The sequence below is a fragment of the Cohnella hashimotonis genome, from assembly GCF_030014955.1.
GTDB lineage: Bacteria > Bacillota > Bacilli > Paenibacillales > Paenibacillaceae > Cohnella > Cohnella hashimotonis.
Map to the genome: position 1 here is coordinate 6,552,097 of NZ_JAGRPV010000001.1, position 23,756 is coordinate 6,575,852.

The 23,756-nt window shown below is 54.3% G+C and carries 14 protein-coding genes; 1 reads left to right on the forward strand and 13 read right to left on the reverse strand.

What is annotated here, in order from left to right:
* Nucleotides 1-260: 260 nt before the first annotated feature.
* Together KB449_RS26105 and KB449_RS26110 are read right to left on the reverse strand one after the other, a co-directional pair.
* Nucleotides 261-2,648, reverse strand: a complete 2,388-nt coding sequence (locus tag KB449_RS26105; RefSeq protein WP_282911169.1) for an FAD-dependent oxidoreductase — start codon at nt 2,646-2,648, stop codon at nt 261-263.
* Between the two features lie 197 nt (nt 2,649-2,845).
* Nucleotides 2,846-3,457: an SGNH/GDSL hydrolase family protein gene (locus KB449_RS26110; protein ID WP_282911170.1), complete on the reverse strand. Its 612-nt coding sequence runs from the start codon at nt 3,455-3,457 to the stop codon at nt 2,846-2,848.
* A 199-nt stretch (nt 3,458-3,656) separates the two neighbouring features.
* Between KB449_RS26110 and KB449_RS26115 the strand changes: the two genes are divergently transcribed.
* Nucleotides 3,657-4,097: a MarR family winged helix-turn-helix transcriptional regulator gene (locus KB449_RS26115; protein WP_282911171.1), complete on the forward strand. Its 441-nt coding sequence runs from the start codon at nt 3,657-3,659 to the stop codon at nt 4,095-4,097.
* A gap of 452 nt (nt 4,098-4,549) precedes the next feature.
* Here the strand turns inward: KB449_RS26115 and KB449_RS26120 are convergent, their stop codons facing one another.
* The 11 genes from KB449_RS26120 to KB449_RS26170 all read right to left on the reverse strand — a co-directional run bounded on the left by KB449_RS26120 (nt 4,550) and on the right by KB449_RS26170 (nt 23,744).
* Nucleotides 4,550-6,235, reverse strand: a complete 1,686-nt coding sequence (locus KB449_RS26120) for a beta-L-arabinofuranosidase domain-containing protein (RefSeq protein WP_282911172.1) — start codon at nt 6,233-6,235, stop codon at nt 4,550-4,552.
* A 20-nt stretch (nt 6,236-6,255) separates the two neighbouring features.
* On the reverse strand, nt 6,256-10,152 hold the full coding sequence (locus KB449_RS26125) for a discoidin domain-containing protein (RefSeq protein WP_282911173.1): 3,897 nt from the start codon (nt 10,150-10,152) through the stop codon (nt 6,256-6,258).
* A gap of 48 nt (nt 10,153-10,200) precedes the next feature.
* Nucleotides 10,201-12,003: a type 2 periplasmic-binding domain-containing protein gene (locus tag KB449_RS26130; protein ID WP_282911174.1), complete on the reverse strand. Its 1,803-nt coding sequence runs from the start codon at nt 12,001-12,003 to the stop codon at nt 10,201-10,203.
* 67 nt (nt 12,004-12,070) lie between these two features.
* The gene (locus KB449_RS26135; protein WP_282911175.1) at nt 12,071-12,955 is read right to left on the reverse strand and encodes a carbohydrate ABC transporter permease; all 885 of its coding nucleotides are present in this window, start codon (nt 12,953-12,955) and stop codon (nt 12,071-12,073) included.
* A gap of 27 nt (nt 12,956-12,982) precedes the next feature.
* The gene (locus KB449_RS26140) at nt 12,983-13,927 is read right to left on the reverse strand and encodes an ABC transporter permease (RefSeq protein ID WP_282911176.1); all 945 of its coding nucleotides are present in this window, start codon (nt 13,925-13,927) and stop codon (nt 12,983-12,985) included.
* A 15-nt stretch (nt 13,928-13,942) separates the two neighbouring features.
* Entirely contained in the window at nt 13,943-16,351 is a 2,409-nt protein-coding gene (locus KB449_RS26145) for an alpha-L-rhamnosidase-related protein (protein ID WP_282911177.1), read from the reverse strand.
* On the reverse strand, nt 16,351-17,004 hold the full coding sequence (pgmB, locus tag KB449_RS26150) for a beta-phosphoglucomutase (RefSeq protein WP_282911178.1): 654 nt from the start codon (nt 17,002-17,004) through the stop codon (nt 16,351-16,353). Before pgmB ends, KB449_RS26145 begins: the two co-directional genes overlap by 1 nt.
* Nucleotides 16,997-19,417: a glycoside hydrolase family 65 protein gene (locus KB449_RS26155; RefSeq protein ID WP_282911179.1), complete on the reverse strand. Its 2,421-nt coding sequence runs from the start codon at nt 19,415-19,417 to the stop codon at nt 16,997-16,999. The genes pgmB and KB449_RS26155 overlap by 8 nt, the downstream gene beginning before the upstream one ends.
* 99 nt (nt 19,418-19,516) lie before the next feature.
* Entirely contained in the window at nt 19,517-21,349 is a 1,833-nt protein-coding gene (locus KB449_RS26160; protein ID WP_282911180.1) for a cache domain-containing sensor histidine kinase, read from the reverse strand.
* Nucleotides 21,350-21,351: 2 nt separating this feature from the next.
* Nucleotides 21,352-22,971 carry a response regulator gene (locus KB449_RS26165; RefSeq protein ID WP_282911181.1) on the reverse strand — a complete coding sequence of 540 codons (1,620 nt, stop codon included), beginning with the start codon at nt 22,969-22,971 and terminating at the stop codon, nt 21,352-21,354.
* 404 nt (nt 22,972-23,375) lie between these two features.
* Nucleotides 23,376-23,744, reverse strand: a complete 369-nt coding sequence (locus tag KB449_RS26170; RefSeq protein ID WP_282911182.1) for a hypothetical protein — start codon at nt 23,742-23,744, stop codon at nt 23,376-23,378.
* Nucleotides 23,745-23,756 lie beyond the last annotated feature (12 nt).

Here is a 23,756-nt window from a genome sequence, read left to right on the forward strand (position 1 = left end):
GGACAGGGGTGACCTTTTTGCGCTATTCTGAGCATCATTCGAGCGGCGGATGAACAAGAGGAGTCCGTGCGTATGAGAATGGTGCAGCTCTATCTAGAGCTATCCTGCAAAAGTACATCATTCAAGGCTAGTAAGGTGGTTTTTTGCGATCTAATGCGCAAAAGTGCACGGCAGCTCGCCTCTCTGAGCGAAATTCAGGATGTTTCAGGCGAAATTCCTGCACTTTTGCGCGATAGAAGGTAATGGACTAGACGTTTTAATTACTCGCCCTGCGGCGCATAACAGCGAATCTCGTAGATGGCGGCGGACGGGTCTCCGTTGGTCGCCTCGATCACGACGCGCAGCTTGGCGGTCGTGACCGGCTTCTCCAGACGGTGGCGGCAGTGCCGTTGGTAGTTGCCCCGAACGGCCGCGATCTCCGTCCACGCACCGCCTACCCACGCTTCGATCCGGTAATCCTTCACACATTGCGGGTCTTTATAGAAAGGCGCATACCCGTGATATTCCCAGAGCAGATGGCCGGGGAACGTCAGCTCCACCTCCCCGATCGTCCGCTGCTGCTCCCAAGTCAGCTCCAGCCATTGCGGCAGCGCCGCTTCCGGGTCCGAACGCCACAGATTCGTGTACCGATTAGGTCGCGCCACGCCATTGATCGCCTGCTCGGCACCGAAGCTGCGCTGCGGCGGATCAACCCGGAAGCTGCGCGTCGGACCGTTCCAGTCCCTGCGCATCTTGCCGCCCCCCATCTCGTACGCGCAGGTATGCGCCGGCACGGCGCCCGATGCGACATGCCATTGCAGGTTCGCATTGGCCAGCAGGTCGAGACGCACGTACTTGCCAGGCTCAAGACCCGCGGCCTTCGTCAAGCGCACGTCCCACTCGATCCACTCGAAGCTCGCGCCGGGCTTGACCGTAAGCAACGTTGTCGCAAGCGGCTCAATCTCCTCCGTGCGGTAATCCCAGATATGATCGACGGGCAGAATCCGCGCCTCCACCGTCTGCTCTACGTCCGACAAGTTGGACAGGCAGACCGCCACGCGATCCAGCTTCTCCTCCGCGATCGCGATCCATTGGCCCTTGCGCTCGCGCAGCACCTCCGTCTCCGGGAACCGCCGCTTGTCGTCCCGCTCCGCATCCATACCTGCGCAAGCCGCTTCGCTGCTCGCGGCAACCCGGGCCGTGCGCGCCAGGTCCAGCTCGTCCTCGTTTGTCGCGTTCGGCAGGAAGCAGCCGTCGCGGAGCAGCGTCTGCTGCACCTCCCGGATTGCCTGGCCCGGCACGTCCTTAAGCGCGATGCCGCGCTTCAGTGCAATCGCGGCCGAAGTGCCGACCGCTTGCCCGACGATCGCGGTCGTGCCCATGACCCGCACCGTGCCGAGCGCGGCGTGCGTGACGCTGACGTTGCGTCCGGCCATCATCAGATTGTCGACGTCGCGTGCGATCGACGAACGGAGCGGAATGCCGTACGGTCCGCAATAGCTTTTGACCATATACGAGCTGGTCTCGCTGTAGCCCTCGGCGCTCGCATGCTCGCTCGTCGGCGCCAGCAGGCCGCCCGGCGTATGCAGGTCCAGAAACCAGCCGCCGTAAGCGATCTCGTCCTCGAAAACGGTTCTGTTCAGCGGATCGTGCTCGGTCATCAGATAGAGACCTTGGATTCTCCGGCTCTCGCGCTTGCCCGGCACCTGCCCGATCCAGTCGATCGCGTGGTTCGCGGCCAGCTCTTTCGTATTGGGATCTTTGTTCTTGATCCAGTCCCAGACGCCCAGCACGTACCGCGTCAATTGATGCCGGATGTCTTCGTTCTCGTGAATCGTATGCCACGGCATCCCGATCTCGATCCACCAGTAGCCGCCGCGCACATCGTTCGGCCTTCTTCCTTCCTTGTAAAAAAAGTCCGGGTTGTCGAGCTTCGCTGCCCACTCCGGCGCCTCGAACGGCGCAGGCGCACCGGTGTTCACCGTCTTGAACAGCAGCGACGAGCCCATCACGTCGCCGCTCGCCTGAAGCGGCGCATGCGGCTCGTTATATTCGTCTCGGCCTTCCGAGCCCATATGCCACTCGCACCCGGCCAGATCCGCCACGATCCCGTCGCCCGTGCAATCGATGAAGATTTCGCCGCTCAATTCCAGCGTTGTCTCTGCATTCGCCACGACGCCGACGACCGCTTCGATGCGCCGCTCCGCGCTCTTGCGAACCTCGACGATCGACGTATTCAGGTAAAAGGTCAGATTCGGCGTTCGCACCGCCAGATCGTACATCGCCATATCCCATACGCTGTTCGTCCATCCGTTCTCGAAGATGACCTCGTGGTTGCGGGCACGCTCCTCGATCAGCAGCTCCGAGATAATGCCCGTCTCCTTCGCATAAACGTGAAACGCGGCCGCTCCATGCGGCGTCACCCGAACCTCGGACGAGCTGTTGCCTCCGAAGACGGGCCGATCCTGAACGAGACAGGTCCGCGAGCCATGTCTGGCTGCCGCCACCGCCGCGCAGAATCCCGCCAAGCCGCCGCCGCAGACGACAACATCGTAGTTTTCCTTGCGAATATTACGGGTATTTTCCGCTTCGTGCGCCTTGCGTATGACACGCTCCGAATGCCCTCGATTTGCGTTGTTCGTGTTCTCCGTCAATTCCTTTGCCTCCATCGCCGCCCGCCTGTCCAATCGGGTTGACAGCGTTTTCTTTCATTGCCACCCCACTATACCATCGCGCTTCCAGCGACAAAATAGCGCTATTTTTGATTTGATACCTTCATTTTGGATGGCAGACGAGACACCTCAAATAAAGCGGAATGACGGTCTTATGGGAGGACGATTTACATAATCCGAATTCAATCGTTACGCTACAATCTTGCGAGAAAGGCAGCGGCCATGTCGGCGATCCGTCTAAAGCCCGCTTCGTTCGGGTGCAGACGATCCGTCGTAAAAAAGCCCAGCGTCTGCCTCGTAAATCCGCTCTCCGCATACAAATCGAGCACGGGCAGCGCGTAATGCCGTCCGATCGCCTTGACAGCCTCGACATAGTCGTCCAGCCTGAAGCCTGCATGGTTGCGCCTTTCCTTATCCCATCCGTCTTTATCCCGCTGCAGCGGCGTCCACAGATTGACCCGGCTATCCGGACGGCGTTCGAGCAGGCTCTCGATCAGCTTCCCATAGGCGCCGCAAAAGGTGCCGTCGTCTTTGCAATGAAGGCTGCCAAGCGGCTTGCCGAGCCGATAGTCGTTCGTGCCGGCGAAGACGGTGACGCAGTCCGGAACGGGATGCAAGCCAAGGCCCATGCGGACGGTTGCGTGCGCATCCGTCTCTCCCCCCGCCGTCATGGGCGTACCGCTGCGTCCCAGGTTGACGACCGCTGCGAACTGCAGCCGCTCTGCCACGAGCGGCTGATAGCCGTTCGCGTCCGTGATGCTGTCTCCGAGCGTCGCCCAGGTTCTGTTCGTCCATCTCATCTTCATCCCTCGCATTTCCTCACCTTTAGTATGAATGGTATCGGAACGTCGGGAGCCAGCGTTAGTGTCGATCCAACGATTTCAGGTGAAATCTTAAGGTTTTTTCCGGTCATTTTCATGGAACGACTTGTTTGTTATAATTTAGTTGTTTTTTGATAAGAAGATACCGCATGCCGATAACATAAAGGAATTCGAGGTGATCGATGTGGATTTTAAATCGACGGTTTTCCAGCAGCTTGTCTCCCTCATTACGTCGGCGCACCAGGTTCATTACGAGATGACCAAGGATATGCCGATGCACGGCCTGACGCCGCAGCAATACGAGATCATGGAGTTTCTCGCGGTTGAACAGCCGATGACCTTGAGCCGGATCAGCGAGTGCAAGGGCATCTCGATGCCCAACACGAGCCGGGAGATCAAAAAGCTGATGGAGCACGGCCTCTGCGAAAAAATCGAGGATCCGTCGGACCGGAGAAAACAGCACATCCGGCTTTCGCAGCTCGGACAAGCCCGAATGAACGAATCGTTTTCCTTTATGATGAATCGCTTCTTGCAGCGAATCGAGGGAAGTTCGGATAAAGAGCTGGCGGAGGCCTCGGACGCGATCGGGCGGCTGCAGTCGGGGATTTTCCGCATATTGCAATAGATGGCTGCGCACGAAATGTAAAAAATCAGAAAGTATAAATCTGGGCGGCAATTTACGGAAAGGTAAGCGCGCTCGGTGTACCGGAGCTTTATGGATGTTTGGTAACTGTATTTGTACATTTATTTTCTAACGACTCGCGACACATGATGAAATACCTGCAAGGGCGCAGGTAAATGCAAAGCGCAAGCCGAAATCAGGTTGATGAAAGAGAAATACCTGCACATTTACATCTATTATGTACAAAGAGGTCGAAATCGGCAAAAAAAGATGTATATTTGCAGGCATTGCAGTGAAAGAACGACGCAAGCGTCGACACGCGGGCCTATTGAAACGGCTGTCAAATGAGCCATTGATAGACGTTCCGCGCGCCCCAGGCTCAGATACCCGCCAAACTTAAAAGGAACGTCAGGGCGATCATCCCCCTGACGTTCCTTTTATAATCCGCGGAGCGCTTAGAACAATACCTGCTTTCTGTTGCGGACCGCTTCGTCATACGGCTTATCGATCAGATCGTTGACCGGCGTCAGCTTCGCGCCTGATGTCCCCATGGCGTATGCGCCTCTGCCAAGCGCCACCATGTCCGTGTTGCCGTCGATCGCGATTGGCGCCCCGACATTGTCGATCCCGAGCAAAAGAACGCCGTGCCTGAATGAAAAAACATCATGCGCGCCGTGACGGCCGAATGCCGTTTCCTGACGAAGGAAGATGCCGAAGGCGAGCTCGATGACAGCTCTGGCTTCGAGCTTCTCCGTCACGGTTACGAATCCATTGTGCACGGCGACGCTTCTGGCTGCGCCATCGACCCGCAAGCCGATCGACGACGTCTCCGCCCAAGACGGTACGAAGAGACGCAGGGTGACAGGCTTGGAGACCGTGGATGCGATAATTTCAAGGCGTACAAGCCCTTCATACGGATAATCGGCATGCTGCCGAATAACGAGTTGTCCGTCTTCCATGATAAACCGGCCCCGATTTTCCCCATAGAAAGGCACGGTTATCTGATCCTCATGCACAAAGTAGCTATATTCGATCGCGCGGGCAAGACCTTCTCCTCCCCGCATCGTACAGCACCAGAACGCCTCGAACAGCTCGGGCGACTTCGGTTCAAGCATGCGCTCGCCGCCCGCTCCCGTGCATACGTCGCAGCCGAATCCGCCGTTGGGCCGCTGACCGTAACCCATGCCGTTATAGTAAATATGATGGGCCGTATCCAGATACGCCGCCTTGCCGGTATGCTTCCAGAGCGAGACGGCGACGATGAAGGAATCGACGACCGCGCAGCTTTCCGTCCAATCCGGCCGGCCGAACCAGTTGTAATTGGCATACGATTCGGTCATGCCCTCCTGCACGTACAGCGCAAACACTTCCTCCGCCTTGCGAAGAAGCCACGCTTCGCCGGTCGTCTCGTAATGGCGCAGCACGCCCCGCAGCGCCGACAAAGTCGCATGCGTCTGGAAGGATAAGCCGGCCAAATCGACGGTTTTGAACTTGGCGATCATTTCGTCGATCAACGCGCCCAATTCCGGTCGCGGCACGATCTGGTACGCCTGCGTAGCGCCGTCCAGCATAATAAAAGCGCAGCCGATGTCGGTAGACAGCCGCCAAGCGCCGACCCGCTCTTGCTGCAGCTCGCCGACGGCTTCCCCGGCGAATACGCGCTGCTCCGGCAATATCGGGTATTCCCTATAATGCCCGCTCGCAGGCAGGAGCAGATGCCGGACGATTCGCTCAATAACCGACAGCGAGAAGGCATCCTTTTTCCACCTGTAATGCTCGGCCATAGCCCGCAAAAACCAGCTGTTGCCCGACAATTGCTGCTCGTCGACCGTGCCCGGTTCTTGGACGGATCCGAAATATCCATGCGCATTCAGATGATCTGGCAAGCACTTCATGATCTCTCCCAGATGCTTCGGCTCCCGTTGCGTAGCCTGCGCCAGCAGCACTAACGCCAAGATCGTCCTTCCCTCCCAATCGCCCGGCCACTCGTAATCGGGCGCTTTGAAGACCGCATCGGGTTCGTACGGTTCCGTCTCCAGCCGGTCAAAGCTGAGCGATGCCCGTCTGCGCAGCTCGCCGGACGCCTCAAGATCATGCCACGGAATCGTATTTTGGCCGTTTTCGCCGTTTATGCCGTTCAAATCCGTACGCCTCCTCTTGCCTATTCCGTATACTGGATCTGCGGGATCCACGTCGTGCTGTCGCTCGTGATCGTGTTATACCGATTCACGTAAAATTTCAGTTCGTCGCCTTGACGCACGTACAGCGGCACGTTCATATTAAGCCCGGTCGTATCGTTCCCGGCGATGAACTGCCATCCGCCCGCATTCGGCCAGACGGTCTCGTTATTTTTGAGGATGCGAACCTGCACGCCATCCCCGCCCGCAACGCTCTTCCTGACATTCCCCGCGGCAGTGATCTCGATCATGCCGTCCCTGGGCGCTTTGAACACTCTTACCGCGTCCTGGCCGGCATCCGGGTGCTGCCACTGATTCGTGATCAAGCTGTAAGTCGCGCTGCCCTTCCACCGTCCATTCGCGCTGTCCCAGGTCATATTGCTCAGAACCCCGCCCGCCTCTTCCTTATAGAACCAGTTCTTGGTTCCCTGGGTGGACGAAAAATCCGCGTCGCCGTTGTAAGTATCGACAAACGCGATCTGGGGCGCCCAGTACGTCGTATCGGAATTGCTGTTGCCGTTATTGTTGACGACAAAGCTGAATTGGTCGCCCTGGTTGACCGTCGTAACCCCCTGGAAGGCAACGCCGGTAATATCCGTGATGGTCTCGTAGCCGCTTGATGGCCACCATGGCGATCCGTTCTTCAAAATCTTGACCTTGATTCCGTTGCCGCCGCTGTAGCGAAGCCGTACGACGCCGGTGACTTTGACCGTTCCGGCCTGCGGCGCCGTATAGATGCGCACGGCCTCGCGGTTGTCGTCCGGATGCATCCAGCCGCTGCCGATCAGGCTATAGTCCGATGTGCCTTTCCATCTGCCGCCGACCCAGGTCATCGGATTGACCGTCGTCGTGCTGCCGTTCCACAGCCATTCCTGGTAGTTCCAGTTGTTGACGCTTTGCGAGTTCGAGAAGCCGGAGGTCGCCTTGAACTTTTTAATGCCGGGCTCATTCATCGCCACGGCGACGGCATACGGCTGCAGCTCCGCGACTTGCATGGCATAGCCGCCGCCGTCGGCCCCTAAGCGGGTCGCATGCATCCGAATATATCTGGCCAGTACGGGCGCGTTAAACGAGAAGGACTGCGCCGTGGAGCCCGGATTAGCGTAATTGCTGTAATTGGCGCCCGGCACGTCGAACCATTCGATGCCGTCCAGGCTGGATTGGAACTTGAAGTCGACCGGGAATCCGCTGCCGCCGCTTCTCGGCGTGACTTGCACCCGCTTCACCGCGTTATTGGCGCCCATATCGACAAATACGGATTCCGAATGCCCGGCATCCGCATACGCGGCGCTGGACCAATAAGTGGCCGCATTGCCGTCGACGGCTTTGGCGGACGTCTGCGACCCGCCGACCGTCGAGGCGCCGCTGCCGCTGCGCGACGTCGACGTTCCGGCGCCCATGCTGTCGGAGATCGTGACCGTACGCGCCCCGGCGGCCGAAATGTTATAGGTCACCAACCCGTTTTCGTCGGCCGTACGCGAGTAGTTCGTTCCATTGTCGTTGATGGTGTACGCATAACCGGGCTTCATATTGTTCCACATGAACCGGACGGTTTCCGCGCCGTCGTTTTGCATGAGCGTTCTGCTTAATTGCCCGTCGTAGCGAATGCGGTATTGATGGCCCCGCATATTGTAGTTGATCTCCGTCCCGAAGAGGGAGGAATCCAGGACCGGATTCACCTCCAAAGCGTCGTACTTCGGCTTGATCCCCAGCATGTCCGTAATCAGCGTGGCGCCGGCTTCCATGTTGACGTCCATCTTCGTGTACATGCCGAAGATGCCGGTCAATTGCCAGGTGAATACGTCCTGCGCCCAGTAAGGATCGCCGGGCTGATAGTAGAGATCGACGATGTTTTTAATGTATTTGAACGGAAGCGCGCTCCCCGCTCTTGCATAGGCGCCGACCATTTCTCCTGTCGTATGGGGAAATACGTCGCCGTTCTCCCAATCCGGGAACGAAGCGGTGAAGGTCGGATTGACCTCCGTGCCGTCCATCGGGTAGAGATTGAGCGGATAAGCCTTCGCCTGATTCCGGACCATCCAGTCGTCCAGGCCCTGATAGGTGTCGAAGCCCCCGTACAGAATGGACTGCATGCGCTCCTTATTCGCCACGCCATACTTGATGGCCGCCGAATCCACGTGCACGTATTTTACGTCGGCCTTCATCGTGCCGTTCATATTCCGCCAGCCGATAAAGCCTTGATTCGTATTGGACCACAGTCCGCCGTAAATCAGGTCTTTATTGTACGCTTCCTTCAGCCTGCGGGCTTTGTCCCTGTAATACTGCGCCTTGGCCGCATCCCCGATGGCCTTCTCTTCAATGTCGGCCCATTGCGTCAGGGCGCCGTACATCAACGCGTTGATATAGGCGTCCTCTCCGCCCAGGTAGACTTGATCGAGATAGGCCTGCGCGCTTAATCCCGTGTTGGTCGCCAGCGTCGCTTCGACCAATCCGTTGCCGTTGGAATCCTTGGACAGCCGGAAATCCAGCGCTTTGCGGATGCCCGCCTTGACCGTATTCGCCCAAGCCGCATCCCCGGTTGCGTTAATATAGGCTGCTGCGGCCAGCGGGATCGCCTCGTCCGCTTCCGAATCCTCCGGAAATTCGTATGCCTGCCCGCCCGCTACGCCTCTGATATGCCCGTAGGGATCCTGCACGGCAATGGCCATCTCCGTATTTTTCCTCAGCGCTTCGAGCGCGATCCTGTTGCTGGCGGACGCCTGCATGGCCAGCATCGCGTCGATGCCCCACTGGATCTCCATCAATCCTGAATATTCGGGTCTTAGCGCATTCCATGCACCGCCCGCCCCCAATAAATCGACGATCGAATCCCGCCCGAATTCCGTGATGAACCGCGCGAATTTCTGTTCATTGATGCCGGAGGCGGCAGGGAAGCTGCCGATATCGTAATAATCGTCCAGGTTTAATTTGGCGCTGATCGTATAGGTGATCGAGTCGGACTGCAAATCGGCGATCGCTACCGGATCATAAGCATGCCTGTTGTTGACGTTGGCCGCCACGGGCGAGAACAAGTGGAAGTTCACGGTTTTATCCGGGTTGTGCAACGTATGGGCGAATGCCGGCAAGCTCAATTTATGATCCAGCTTCAAAGAATAAGGCGCGGTGGCGCTGCGATAGATCTCGGATGAAATGTAACGGCTGGAGGTTGTCCGGATCTTGAGCAGGAAGGCGTTGGACTCGCTGAGCAAATCCATGTCGCCTCCGATGTAGCCGAAGCCGGCTTCCGCTTCCTCGCCGTAATACTTATCCCCGGGCGTCAGGCTCCGCAAGGTGGTCCCGTCCGCAGGCGAGATTAACGTATTCGACCCGCCGTCTCCGCGATAGGCCGTATTGAACATGCTCTGCTTGAAGGTAAAGCCGAGCGATTTCATATCGACCGTCGTGTAGGAACCGGAGATCCAGTCGTTCGTCTTATCCACCTTGACCTGCACGTCGTCCGTGTTGGCCGTGAAGGTCCATGTTTCCGTCACCTTCAGATATGCGTTTTGATACGAAATTCCGCTGACCACCGCCGTGCTGCCGCTTACGGATACGGTCGGGCTGGTCGACAACGTGGACGTCGTAACCGGGGTACTTCCTCTCGGCACTTCAAAGCTGGAGAGAATGCCGCCCGCATCCAGCGTCTCGACCGAATTGATCTTCAGCGAATCGATTTTGCTTTTGAGGTTGTAATCGAGCGACAGCGTTACATTGCCGCCGCTCACGATGAGCCGCTTGTTCGTCGTATCGTTCGTTATCGTTCCGGCTGCCGCGGCCGGTTTGGCTTGGAGCGGGCCCAATGCCTGACCGGGCAGCAAAGTGATAAAAAGGGAAAGCAAGGCGGAGATCGTCACGACTAGCGCTTTCTTCAATGGATTCATGGATGATTCCTCCAGAAGATGATAGATTCGATTCGCGATCGCTCACTGCTATTTTCCTTGAAGCACCCGGAAATAGTCCGACATATCCTTTTTGGCCGCTTCGTATTTATCGGCCTTGAATTCTTTTAATACCGAATCGAAGGCTTGATCGACCTCCGCATCGTCCTTGGCCTTGAGAATTTTAGCCACCTTTTGCGCCACGAACTCTCCCCAGAACCAGTTTCCGACTTCGCTTGCGTTCTCGCCGTACGGAGCGACGTGCGTTCCGTCGGTCGCCAGCTTCTCCACGGCTACCGCATGTCTGGCCGTTTCAAAGGCGTCCATTTTCACCGGATAGCTCTTCTGCCAGGTCACCGGGTTGTAGCCGAACAAGCCGACAGCGGTGCGCAATGCCTTGGAGGTGAAGCCGTCGCTGTAGAACGGATCGTAAAGGCCGTAGTAGCTGGCCGACTTCCCGTCCGCCGTTTTTTGTCCGCTGGCGACCGCCTGGCCGAACGCCTCGTCCTTGAATACGCGCTTGCCGTCTTTCTCCGTATAGAGCCCAGCGCTCTCCGGTCCCCATGTCATCAGCTCCATGGCCTCGTCGGAATAGAGCCAATCGAAATACTTCAGCAGGCGCGGCAAGTCCTTCACCTTTTTGCTGATCATGACATTATAAAAACCGCTTGGATAAGTGGCATCCACGTAAGTTTTTCCGCTGGCCGCCTTTGGCCAAGGGATCGGCCTCAGATCGTACTCGGGATTGATCTGCTTCAAGGATTCTCTCGACTTGGACCAATTGTCCGAATAGCTCGCGACGGCAATCCGGCCGGAATTGAGCTTTTCCATATACTGCTCGGTCTTTTGAATGACGTAATCGTTGTCCAGCAGCTTGCCGGCGTACCATTGGTTAATCGTCTTGTAGTAATCCCGCATGCCCGGGTTGTCCAGGAATCCGCTTACATTTCTGCTGCCGTCAATCATCCAGCCGGGGTTCGTATACAGCGTGCTGAAATGATAGATGCTCCAGTTCATCATGCTCAGCGGAATGACGGGCTTGTCGCCTTCGACCAGATTCAGGTCTTTAATCTGCTGTAGCAGCTTGGTAAAGTCCGCGACGGTCTCGATTTTCGGATCGAGCGCGAGTTCGTCCGCCGTATAATTGCGCGGATTCGCTTTCAGATCCGTTTCGATCTCGCTCATCGTCTTAAACTTGTAACCCAGCTTTTTGAGAATATCCTCCCGCACGACCAGGCCCATGCTCGTTTGCCCTTTGTAAAAAATGTCGTCGTCCGGAATGTTCGCGCCGACTTGCGGGTCGCTCTTGAACGGCGTTGCATTGGGCAGCGCGATAATATGTCCGTCTTTGTCCTTCAACATGTTCCAGGCAAGCTCGGACGTCCACTTTTTCATATTGGGGAGCTGGTCGATATAATCGTCCAACGCGACGAACTTGTCGCTCGCATAAAATTTGCTCACGTTCGGATTATCGACCAGCACCACGTCGGGCAGCGTATCGGAAGCGACCAGCAGATTAAATTTCTCTTCCGGCCGCATCCCCGACGCCGTGACGATGTCGCTCACCTTGATCTTGAATTTATTCTCGATATAGGGCGTAACGACGTCGTTCGGATTGTTGTAGAAGTCCTGCGGCGTGCTGTGTACGGCATCGAAAAAGCTATATTCCATTTCCTCCAGCGGCGCTTCCGAAGAAGCGCCGGAAGAAGCCGTACTCTGAGCTGTCGCCGAACCCTCTTTTTCCACCACGGTATTTGCCGTATCATTGTTGCAGCCGGTCAAAGCCGTGGTTACCGCCAGCACGCCGATCATCGTGACCGCATGCCATTTACGCTTCCATCCTGCCAGTTTCATCGTTCTGTCTCCCCTTATAGTCGTTAATCTATCTATAGCCGCGCTGCAGTCGCGGGTATATTCGCGATCAGGCCTTAACTGCGCCCATGGTGACGCCTTTGACGAAGTACTTTTGCAAAAAAGGATAGACGCAGACGGCCGGCACGACCGACACGATCAGCGTGCTCATCTTGATGGCTTCCGGCGTCACATTGCTTTTCCCCTGGGACATTAACGCCATTTGTTGAAAATCCTTCGCTTGCGCCTCGAACATGATTTTATAGAGCAGCGTTTGCAGCGGATGCAGCCTCGTATCGGTCATGTATAGGAACGCGTCAAACCACGAATTCCATTGCGCGACCCCGACAAATAAAGCAATCGTGATAAAAACCGGTACGGATAGCGGAATGACGATCTTCATGAATATCGTCAAATCCCCGGCTCCGTCGATTTTAGCCGATTCTTCCAGACTATCCGGAAGTCCTCTTAAAAAAGTGGCGATAATGATCATATGGAAGGTGCTATACATGCCCGGCAAAATATACACCCAGAAGCTGTTCATCAAATGCAGCTTATTGATCAAAATATAGGACGGAATCAATCCGCCTGCAACGAACATGGGGATCATAAAGTAGAGCATCAATCCCTTTTTGCCGTAAAGATCGTCCTTGGAAATCGCATATGCGGCGATCCCGGTAACCGTCAGATGCAGAAGCGTGCCGGACAGCGTCCGTGCAACAGAGATCCCGAATGCGTTGACGATCAGATCGTTCGAGAATACGGCTTTATAGTTTTCGAAGGTCGGATGACTGGGCAGGAAGGTAATGATGCGGCTGGCGGATGTCGTCCCGTCGCTAAAGGAATAGGCCAACACGTATAAAAAGGGATAGAGGGTCACCCCGCAAAGCGCAATCAATAAGACCGCGATCATCGTATTTGCGCTTTTTTCATAGATTTGATGGTTGGGATACATGCGCTTCCTCCATTATGAATTGCAGAATCAATATAAGCCGTAACCATTCACTTTTTTGGACATGCGATTCGAGAAAATGATTAAAACCAAAGCGACGACGGATTGGAACAGGCCGATGGCCGATGCATACGAATAGTGGGCATATTGAACGCCAATTTTGTAGACCAAGATGTCGAGATTGTCCGAGGCGCTGCTCACCATGGCATTTCGAAGGTTAAATAGGGTTTCGAAGTTTGGCGTCATCGTGCCGCCTACCGAAAAGTTAACGCTCACGATACTCCCCGTCGTCAGGATGAACAGCACGATAATCGTCGGCGCGATTCCCGGCAGCGTAATATGCCAGATTCTCTTGAGGCGGCCCGCGCCGTCCACGATGGCAGCTTCATAGAGCTGCTGATCGATCGCGGTGATCGCGGCGAGATAAATAATCGAGTTCCAGCCGATCTCCTTCCAGATCGCCGAACCAATGGCGATTCCCCAGAAATAATGCGGTTCCCGCATAAAAGCGACGGCCTCGCCTCCGAAAACGGAAGTCATGATGACGTTAACGATTCCCGTGTCCTGATCGAGCAGCCGGTAGACGATGCCGCCGATGATGACCCAAGAAATAAAGTGCGGCAAGTAAGTGATGGACTGCACGGTTTTCTTGAAGCGGCCTTCCTTCAGCTCGTTTACCATTAAGGCCATTAAAATCGGCATTGGAAACCCGATCAAAATCGCGAACACGTTGATACCCAGCGTATTTTTCAAGGAATCGTAGAAATCGGGGTTGTCGAACATGGCGGCAAAATGCTTGAATCCGACAAACGGGCTGGAGAGAAAGCCTTTAGAAACCGTGTAATCCTGGAAAGCGATGACAATGCCCAACATTGGCAAATAGTTAAATATAAATACGGCAACCACCGCTGGAACTAAGAAGAGGTAAAGCGTTTTTCGACGCTTGATTCGTTTCCAAACCTGCCTTCTTTCCATGCCTGACGCTCCTGTCTATTTGTTGATGATGAAATGGATCTGTCCCTTCGATGAAATCGATTTATCCATGCGGGTCCCGTGCGCGAATGGCGGCGGAATTTCCAGCAGTACTTCGTATCTGTCCGGAACGTGGGCCATCAGCTCAAACCGGCTCTCCGTCCGATGCCATTCGACGCTGATCGTGCCGCCCTGGCAGGACAATGCGCCTTTGCACCACTTTAAATCGCAGGGATGGGGGGCGAGACGAACCGTACGATTTAGCTCATCGGGCGCGTGCAGCCCGAGTATGTCGCGAACGAGCCACACGCCGGCGTGCGAAGCAAATCCGTGACACACGCTGTCCGAGCTCCACGTGTGCTCCCACAAGGTTCCGGGTCCGTTATCGATCATGTGCGAAAATAAAGCTCTCATTTCTTGCAGCAGGCGACGATGCTCTCCTCGGTCTGCCAGCAGGTCGAAGCGAAGAAAATAACCGATGAATACGTTGGCGCGCGCCAGCGCGCCATCCATAGCAAGCTGCGGAGCAGCCGGACCGTGCGCTTCGATCAATCGTCGGACCATCTCGGGCCGATCGTCCCGCTCGGAAGCGACGAACCTGAGCATATAATATTGGACGGCTTCGGAGAAAAGAGAGCCCGGTGTCAGGCCGCGCTCCGGATCATGGCGAAGCGAATCGGCATACCAGCTGCCGGTAAAGGCGTTGCTCGGCAGTAAGCTTTGCAAGCGATCGGCTTTGTCCGTCCACTCCGGTTTCCGATAGATGTCGCCCGCGCGTTTTAATACATGGGCATAAAGGGCGTTCGTTCCGACAGAGATCGGCGATTTGTACGCCTCCAGGTTGGCGGACGACCATTCTACGAATACATAGCCCGGCAGGTTTTCCAGCAAGCCTTTCGCGTTTTCATAGCGCGTGAATTGACCGATCAGGTTTTCTACCGTCTGCCGATAATCGGCAAGCATTTGCGTATCGCCCGATCGGCAAACGTATTCGTCCAGCTCGAGCATAAGAAACAAGGGCCAATTGGGAATAAAACAGCCCTGATTGGCGAAGCCGGACGGATAACAGACCGGGAAAAAACCTTCTGCCAGCGGCGCTTGATCCGAGCGGAGAAAATTGTCGAGCATCGCCCGCTCTACCGACGTGTCGCCGAGCATGAGCCGCGCCGCTCTGCCGGACCAGTAGGAATCGCACAGCCATCCGGCCCGCTCCCTTCCCGGGCAGTCCATGAACACGTCCAGCGCATTCATGACGAGGGTTTTCTCCGCCGCCTCATAAATCCGGTTTAACTCCCCGTCATTGCACAGGAAGGCTTTTTGCAAAGGCGGCTGAAATTGATATAAAACCGTAAATAAATCGTGAACTGTAAACGTCTGGCCGCGCACAATCAGCTTCACATAACGGAAGGCATGGGGCTCAAAGGATACGAAGGTGTACCGGCCTGGCCGGCTATTTAAACGAATGACGCTGTTGCTTCCCGAGCGCCGAGGGTTAAAGGTTCCCCGGTCTTCTAGCAAATCGGTAAAAACCAGATCCAAGGTGCCCGCTTCCAAGCAAGTGAATTCAATCCCGATAAACCCGCTGTTCATCTCGCCAAAATCGTAAGCCAAAGCAGCGGCTCTGCCCGGGGCCGGTTGAATCGTAAAATGATGATCCTGATCCAGACGCTGGATGCCGGTAAAGGGGAGCGGGATCTCTTGGCTGCATGCCACGGAAGGGCGGTCGACGACAGGCGGGAACGCGTGAAAGTGATCCGCTTCCTCCCGAAAATGCGGGTGAGCGGCAACCGCCAGATTCGGGTCGACTTCCGTATCGTGAACGGCGATCAGCCTGGCGTTCCTCGCCACGCGCAGATCCGGCAAAGGCACGACTCTTGGCAGCAGGACGGGCCGTTCAGCCAGTTCTTCCAGTCCCGTCCTTCCCGCCAGCTCCTCTGCGGCATTCGTGCGCCAATCGATAAAGGACCGATCCAGGTCATAGGTCTCGCCAAGACATCTGGCATGGGAGAAGGCTTCGGTCAGCTGTCGACGTTGATACAGTCTGAAGCCCTGCCAGCTATGATCCGTATAAGCCAGCACGGTATCGCCGACCGTCAATTCGGCCATGAGAAAGCTGGACTCCCCCGTTACGTACACGTTCGGATCATTGTACCCGGCCAGTTCGACCGCCAGCATATGCTCCCTGCCCTTAGTCATAACAGCCGTAATGTCCAGCACATCCACTCTGGCGTGCCCGTGAGCGGCGCGCGCGGGTCCATGCCCTATCAGCTGGCCATCGACATACAGCCTGTAAAAGGTACGGGCCGTAATTTCCAGCAAGCAAGCGCCATCCGAATTTTCAGGCAATCTGACGGCTTTTCGAAATCCGGCCTGTATGTTTTTCTCCAGGTACAGCCCCTTCAAAAAAATCGGTTTAGCCAGCTTCATCATGGTGATGCCTCCTTCGAGGGAAGCAGCTCCTGCAAACCGCTTACGACCCGATCCGCCTCTGTTAACACATGCTTGTCGCCGATTCCTATGCACTTCATGCCGGCATTTTTGGCCGCTTGAATGCCCGCGGTCGAATCCTCCAGCACGAGGCAGCATTCAGGCCGTACGTGCAGCAAATGCGCGCATTTCAGAAAAACCTCCGGGTCCGGCTTCGTCTGCGCCACCATGCTGCCGTCGACTGCAGCGTCGAACCAATCCTGAATGCGCAGGCGCTCCAGGATGACGCCCGCGTTTTTGCTGGAGGTACCCAACCCGATTCGCACACCTGCCTTTTTTAGCCATGCCACGTACGCGCGGGCGCCGGGCAAGAGATGGGATTCGTTTAAGGCGGATAAATATTCGAGATACCAGGCATTTTTTCGCGCGGCCCACTCCCGTTTTTCGTCTGCATGCATGGACTCTTTTCCCTTTTGCAGCACGTATTCCAGGGATTGCGACCGGCTGACGCCTTTCAGCCGTTCGTTGTCCGCTTCCGTAAAAGGAATGTCGAGCCGCTCCGCAACGCGTCGCCAAGCCAGATAATGATAGTGGGCCGTATCGACCAATACGCCGTCCAGGTCGAAGATCGCCGCTTTGATCGCGTTATCCATTAATGCTCGCCTCCCGGCGCCTGGCGATGGAGATGCGTTCGCCCGAATGTTCGGCGCGCCATGCATACGGTCGTCCCCATATTTTGACCTGGAGGATGCCTTGCCGAATCTCGGGCAGCGTGATATGCAAATGTTCCGGCTCGGCTTCGACGGCAAGCCGATACCCTCTCCATTGGACGGTGAAGGACAGAGACTTCCAAGCCCGGGGCAGCGAAGGCGCAATCTCCAGCATGCCGGACGATTCGTCAGGCTGAACGCCGCCAAATCCGAAGATCAGAACCTGCCAGACCGCGCCGGTCGCGGCCGCATGAAGGCCTAAGCCTGCATTGCCATGCCGGTCCATGAGGTCCGTTCTTGCCGTTCTCAGCCATAGATCGTAGGCTTTTTCCGTGTCTCCAAGGCGCTGAGCCATTAAGGCATACATGCCCATGCTTAGAGAGGATTGGTGCCATGTACGTTTTTCGTAGTAGTCGTAATTCGCTTGAACCGTCGCCGCATCGGCAAATCCGCGCAGCAGCAACAGCAGCATGACCGTATCCGCCTGTTTGATAATCTGGGTTTGCTCCAATTCGGCCAATTGCGGATTGCCGGTGTAGACAGGCATGCCGAGCGCGTCGAATGCCGTGAATTGATAATCCTTTTTTTGAAAGTAACCGTCGAATTGCTCGATTAAAAGCCGCTCTTCGTCTCGCGGGATATACATAAGAGCCGCTATTTTTCTCCATTCGGCGATGTCGTCCGGCCGCCAGTCAAGGCGCGCCAGCAAATCGCTCACTTCTGCTGGAAATCGCGCTTGGAAATCCGTCAGCGTAGCGGCTGCCTGGACTAAATTGCGGGCCGCCATTGCATTCGTATACGCATTGTTGTCCACGTGTTCATGAAACTCGTCGGGTCCGATTACGTTCAGAATGACATACTGCCGGCGCTCCGCATCGTATTCGACCCGGGATTGCCAGAAGCGCGCCGTCTCGATCAGCAGCTCCAGTCCGCATGCCAGCATAAATGCCGGATCGTCGGCGACGGCTACGTACTGGCATACGGCATAGGCGATATCCGCGGTCACATGATCCTCGATCTTGCCCATCCACAGCGGTTGAGCCGCGCCGTGCTCGTCGTACGAGAATGGCGGAATTTCTTCCTGCCCGCTTGCGGCCGATTGCCATGGAAACTTGGCGCCCGCATATCCGGCTATTCTCGCGTTTTCTCTCGCGCCGCCAAGCTTTTCATATCTGTATTTCAACAGGGATTGAGCCAGATCGGGGAACGTATACATGAAGAAGGGCAGCATAAAAATTTCCGTATCCCAGAATACGTGGCCCCAATAGCCTTCGCCATGAAGTCCTTTAGCCGCCATGCTGACGGCAGGCGATCCGGAATAGGCCGTACTCATCAGATGAAAGAGATTGAAACGAACGAGCCGATTATCTTCCTCGCTGCCCGCGATTTGAATGTCCGCTTCCTGCCACATCTTTGCGTAACGATTCGTATGTTTTCGCAGCTCTTGCGTCCATCCTTCGGACCGATACCGCGCCAAATTGCGATGGACGGCATCGCGCGGACGACCGCCGTTCAGCTCCAGCGATTGATAGGTGACGACGAGCTTATCCAACTGCACCGTTTCCTGCCGGCCGATGCGGAACTCGACATACTCCGCGCACTCCTCGCCTTCGTTTGAAAATTTGTGATAAATCGTCGGCAATGGCGTTTGCTGACCGATTCTGGAGAGGCCATGAATGGCAGATCCCATTCCGATATGGATGGCTTCATCCTTTGTGACCGCTTCCAAATAGAGCTGCTCGGAATCGCCGTCTTCGGCAGCGAGGAGATTAAAGTGTTTGGCACGAAACTTCGGATTGGTGTTCCAATTGACGGCCGATCCGTCGATACGGCTCTCTATGCCGAATACGCCTTCATGATTAAGCGGCGTCGCGAACAATCGAATCCCGGTACGATGAACGTCATGGCGGCTTACGAATCGGCATGTCCCCACTGCGGTCTCATGGCCGTCGCGATCTCTGTAAACGCTCTCGCTAATCAAAATGCCCTGCTTCATATCGAGAATGCGGCAAAATCGTATGACTTCGCAGGTTTGCGCGTTTAACGGGCTCGCTTCCTCTGCGTAACGAAGAGCATTGCGGTTCGCGAATACGGATATGCCGTGCCATTGGGGCAGATTCACCAATTCCCTGACCGGCCCATCCCCTTTATTGAAGATGCCCGCCAAATAATTTCCCGGCATTTCCGGAACGGCCCCTTGCTCGAACGCGCCGCGCGTTCCCATATAGCCGTTCGTCAGCGTGAACAGCGTTTCATGCTTGAAGTTGCTTTTTGGATCATACGTGTCTTGTACGATCAGCCAGTCGTCCTCGCTCAGCAACCGATTAAGGGCTTCATGATAAAAATACGCAGCCATGTCGCTCTCTCCCCCAAACGTTTCTCTCGTTTTAATTATAGGGGGGAGAAAAGACCGGAAAACAGACACGGAATGAACGATAAATATACGAAACGAACGCTATTCCACGCTTAAACGATCGGCAAAGCGTAAAAGCCTGACGATCTCCTCCTTCGTCATAAAGGGGAGAATAACCGTGACAACGGTTCCTTCGCCATATACGCTCTCGATCGAAATCCCGTATTCCTCTCCGAAATATAGCTTGATGCGCTTCATAATGTTGCTTAATCCGTATCCGCCGGAGCCGTCCAGCATCGCCTTGTTCAGTCCGTCCAATTGCTCTTCGGGGATGCCCGCGCCGTTATCCGTTACTTGAAATACGACGTTACCTGCCGAGCGATACCCCTTGATATCCAGCCGCCCTTCCGTATGAACGGGACGAAGTCCATGCACAATCGCATTTTCGATAATGGGCTGCAGAAAAAGCTTGATGGTATAACACGGCTCAATGCTTTCCTCGATTTGAAAGGCCGCCTCGAACTGAACGTTATAGGTAAATTTCAAAATTTCGATATAATCGCGAATCATGCTTATTTCCTCTGATACGCTTGTAATGAGCTCGCCATTATGAAGGAAATTGCGGTAAAAGAAGATCAGCCTTTCCGTCGTCTGAAAAATATCTTCTGCGCCCAAGCGCTTCGCCTTTCTTTTAATGAGCGCGAGCGTGTTATACAGCAAGTGGGGATTGATCTGTGCCTGCAGCAGTTCGACCTCCATGCTTCTGGCCACTAGTTTCGATTTATAGTCATGCTGGATCAGCTCGTTAATTCTTTTGGTCATCTGGACGAAGCTGTTATCGAGCACGCCGATCTCATCGTTGCCCGTTACGGAACGTAGTTCTTCCCCATCAACGCCTTTGGCTTGGAATCTGCGAATTTTGGACACGACCATCGATATTCGCTTGGTGATTGCGGAGGAAACAAAAAAGGTCAAAATAAACGAACTAAGCAAGGTCAGAACCAGGACAATAAGCGTAATTTTCGTAATAGGCGCCAATTTCTCCGCAACCAGATCCGTTCTGTACAAGGATACCAGCCGCCACCCCGTCACGTCGGAGGTCGTATAAGCCGCGATATAATTATCGCTGCCGTTTTTATATTTAAAGTAGCCTTCCTTGCCGTCCCAGGCATGCGCGCTTAATTCCCCCGTCTGAAAAGAAGCGGGCTTGTCCGGATAAGAAAAAACCGTTTGTCCCGATTCGTCGAAATAAAAGATCTGACCGGACACGAACTGATCGTTGCGACTGAAAATCCCCTTGAATATGCCGGTGGAAATGTTCAGGTCTAACATGCCGAGCTGCTTGATCGTCTTAAAATCCATCAATTTTCGGTTCATCGAAATATACGTCGATTGTCCCGATTGATCCGCCATCCAGTAAAACGTCTTCTTGGAGGAAAGAAAGGTCGGGTACCACGGCTTGGCAGCCATGTCCTGCATGTCCCTGATCCCCCCGCCATCCTTGGGCAAGGAGTCGTTGTCGACGTAAATCACGGGGATGACCGCTTCGGCCGAAGTGGCCGACTTTGTCGTGAAGCCGCCCTCGGTATACCCGGTTTCCTCGAAGATCGAACGGATCACTTTATAGATCACGTTGGCATAAGCATTCGACACCATATCGATATCCGTGTACGTCTTGGCCAAGGTTTCTTGAAAAAGCGTATTGTTAAACAAAATATCGCTTTTCTTCATGTAAAGGGTAAGTTGGAAATCCATAACGTTGCTGGCTTGCTGAAGGTTTCTCAGCAGCCATTTCATTTCATTCTGCTCTACGTACTTGGCCGCGATCGAGTAGGAGGACAAGCTGATCGTTAAGATCGCGCCCATTAAAATGGTCGTAAAACTGAACATTAACTTTTTGCGCAGGCTGATGTCATGCAGCTTCGGCCATTTCATCGTTAGATCCGCTCCCGGAATTCCTTGGGACTATAACCTGTAAGCTCTTTAAATTTGCTTCTGAAATGCGCCTCATTCACGTAACCGATGCTTTCCGAGATTTCATAAATTTTAAACTGGGGATTTGCCAGCATTTCTTTGGCTAGATCTATTTTTTGCTGGATGACATATTCGGAGATGGTCGTATTCATTTCCCGCTTGAATACGCTGTTGATATAATTAGGGCTGTAAAAAAACGCGCTGGAAATTGATTTCAAGCTGAGCTCCTCGCGCAGATTTTGCTTGATATAGGTCTGTATGTCATGAATGAGCCGGGTATTTTTATTCTGCTTCTTATGTTCGAGGTAGGCGGCAATGTCCATCAAACATTGCTTTAACCAGGCTTTCATTTCCTCGACCGTTTCGAATAAAGTCCATTTCTCCCAGATCGGTCGATTCAAATCTACGATACGCTCAAATTGTTCGTTTTCTTCCATGAGCATAAATTGAAGGCAAGTGACGATTCCGTAAAAAATGCCTTTGACCTGATCCGCGCTGGCATGGGAATCCGAAAACGCAGAAAATTGCTCTACGAAGCGATCGATTTCTTGCGAATTACCCGAATGAATTAAAAACTTCAGTTCCTTTTGAAGCTCGGGGAGCTTCCAATCGTTCTTTACAGTTGTCGACTTTTTCGTTTCCACATCGCGTATATGGATAATTTCCTGCTTACCCAGATGAAATTTAAACTTTAACGCGAATAACCCCTGCTCGCACAATTCGCTGACGCTTAGAATTCGATCGCCGATCTCGCTTAAGCCTGCGGAGCAGCTTATGCCTTGCAAGTACAGCCTTTCTATAAGTCCGGACAGCGCATCCTCCGTTTGCTCTAGTATTTTGCTCGGTGATGCGAAGCTGTCGTAGCTGAACAAAACGCCGTAGTGCGATTCGTCAAGCCGCGTGGTTAAAATGGAGGCTTGCGTCGCCAGCTCGTCCTCGATCATTTGCAGGATGTATAGGGACAAGAGTTGCTTGTCTTCCATAGATTTATGTGCCGCCAGGTTTTGATAATCGTCGATCTCCAGCACGCAGACCATATATTGCGCTCTCTTCAAGCCGATTTTGAAAAAGTCGACCGTATCCCAAAGCTCATCCTCGTTTTTAAATTGCTTGGAGAACAGCTCGGCGCTGAACTTTTCGACCAGCGCGGGCATGCTTTTCGAGAGCATGGCCTTCAGCTTGTCCTGCTCCGTTTTTTTCTGAATCTCGCCGTGCAGCAGCGTTATCGTTCGCTGAAGCGCCTCGACCAGTTCTGCGGGCACGATGGGCTTGAGCACATAACCGTGCGAAGACAGATCGATCGCCTTTTTCACGTATTCGAATTTATTATAAAAGCTGAAAAAGATCATCTTGATCGCCGGGTATTTTTGCTTGACGATTTTAGCCATCTCGATCCCGTTCATCAGCGGCATTTCAACGTCCACCAGAATGATGTCGGGCTGCTGCGACTCGAGCATCCGCAAGGCTTCCTTGCCGTTGGTCGCTTCTCCGAAGATCCGGACCGGGAGCCCCGCTTCTTCAATAATCTCTATCGCTTCTTCTCGCTCCACTTCGAAATCGTCGACGATCAACAGGCTCAGCATCGAAGCGCACCTCCGCGTACCCCAACTTTCACCATATTGTAAGCCTTTTCTTAATGAGAATCTATTGTTCCCGTAAGAAAAAGTGGACGGCGGCTTTTTCGTTTGAACGTTAGCACATGGAGGTCATGCAGCGCGCGGACTATGGTTCCGTTATGTTCGCCCATGCGGCCAATCTTGTTCCACTCCTGGACACAGGGTCCGCTATTCTCCAAAATACCGTCCTTCCTGGTATCAACTCGCCCAAATAACGCCTCCTCAGTCCGCAAACGCCTCGCATCGCCGCATTTTCACGAAATAAGGTCTCTGGTGTCCGCAGCTTTTTCCGGAATGGCGATTCTGCTGATCTATTAAAAGAAGCCAGTCAGATCAAGGGTTTGATCTAACTGACTTCTATTGGGGTTAAATCATTTCACCAAATAAATCTGACCGTCATGGTTGCATACGATTATTTTTGAATAATCCTGGAGTGCGACTATGACATCCACGCCGTCCCCCCGTTCAGGATTCACGCTGTCTCTAAGGAATGCAACGACGTCCGTCTTACTCGTTAAAAACAACTTATCCATAAAATCGTGAATGGGGTGCTTATAAAACAGGTAGTACGGAACTTCGGAAGAAAGTGCATCCGTATTATAAACTTCGTCATCCACTCGAACCCAGTTCTTGATGTTTTCTATCGATTTAAGATTTTGAGGATTAATTTGTTGCAATAGCTCGTTCATGATCCGATCGGCTTCATCATGAACCATTCGAACGCCGGGAAACATATTCATTTTAACCTTCTC

Excerpts from the sequence above, each read along its gene's own strand:
- KB449_RS26170 (WP_282911182.1), bottom strand. The coding sequence starts at position 23,744 with ATGAATATGTTTCCCGGCGTTCGAATGGTTCATGATGAAGCCGATCGG.
- KB449_RS26165 (WP_282911181.1), bottom strand. The coding sequence starts at position 22,971 with ATGCTGAGCCTGTTGATCGTCGACGATTTCGAAGTGGAGCGAGAAGAA.
- KB449_RS26130 (WP_282911174.1), bottom strand. The coding sequence starts at position 12,003 with ATGAAACTGGCAGGATGGAAGCGTAAATGGCATGCGGTCACGATGATC.
- KB449_RS26145 (WP_282911177.1), bottom strand. The coding sequence starts at position 16,351 with ATGAAGCTGGCTAAACCGATTTTTTTGAAGGGGCTGTACCTGGAGAAA.
- KB449_RS26135 (WP_282911175.1), bottom strand. The coding sequence starts at position 12,955 with ATGTATCCCAACCATCAAATCTATGAAAAAAGCGCAAATACGATGATC.
- KB449_RS26160 (WP_282911180.1), bottom strand. The coding sequence starts at position 21,349 with ATGAAATGGCCGAAGCTGCATGACATCAGCCTGCGCAAAAAGTTAATG.
- KB449_RS26155 (WP_282911179.1), bottom strand. The coding sequence starts at position 19,417 with ATGGCTGCGTATTTTTATCATGAAGCCCTTAATCGGTTGCTGAGCGAG.
- KB449_RS26125 (WP_282911173.1), bottom strand. The coding sequence starts at position 10,152 with ATGAATCCATTGAAGAAAGCGCTAGTCGTGACGATCTCCGCCTTGCTT.
- pgmB (WP_282911178.1), bottom strand. The coding sequence starts at position 17,004 with ATGGATAACGCGATCAAAGCGGCGATCTTCGACCTGGACGGCGTATTG.
- KB449_RS26105 (WP_282911169.1), bottom strand. The coding sequence starts at position 2,648 with ATGGAGGCAAAGGAATTGACGGAGAACACGAACAACGCAAATCGAGGG.
- KB449_RS26110 (WP_282911170.1), bottom strand. The coding sequence starts at position 3,457 with ATGAAGATGAGATGGACGAACAGAACCTGGGCGACGCTCGGAGACAGC.
- KB449_RS26140 (WP_282911176.1), bottom strand. The coding sequence starts at position 13,927 with ATGGAAAGAAGGCAGGTTTGGAAACGAATCAAGCGTCGAAAAACGCTT.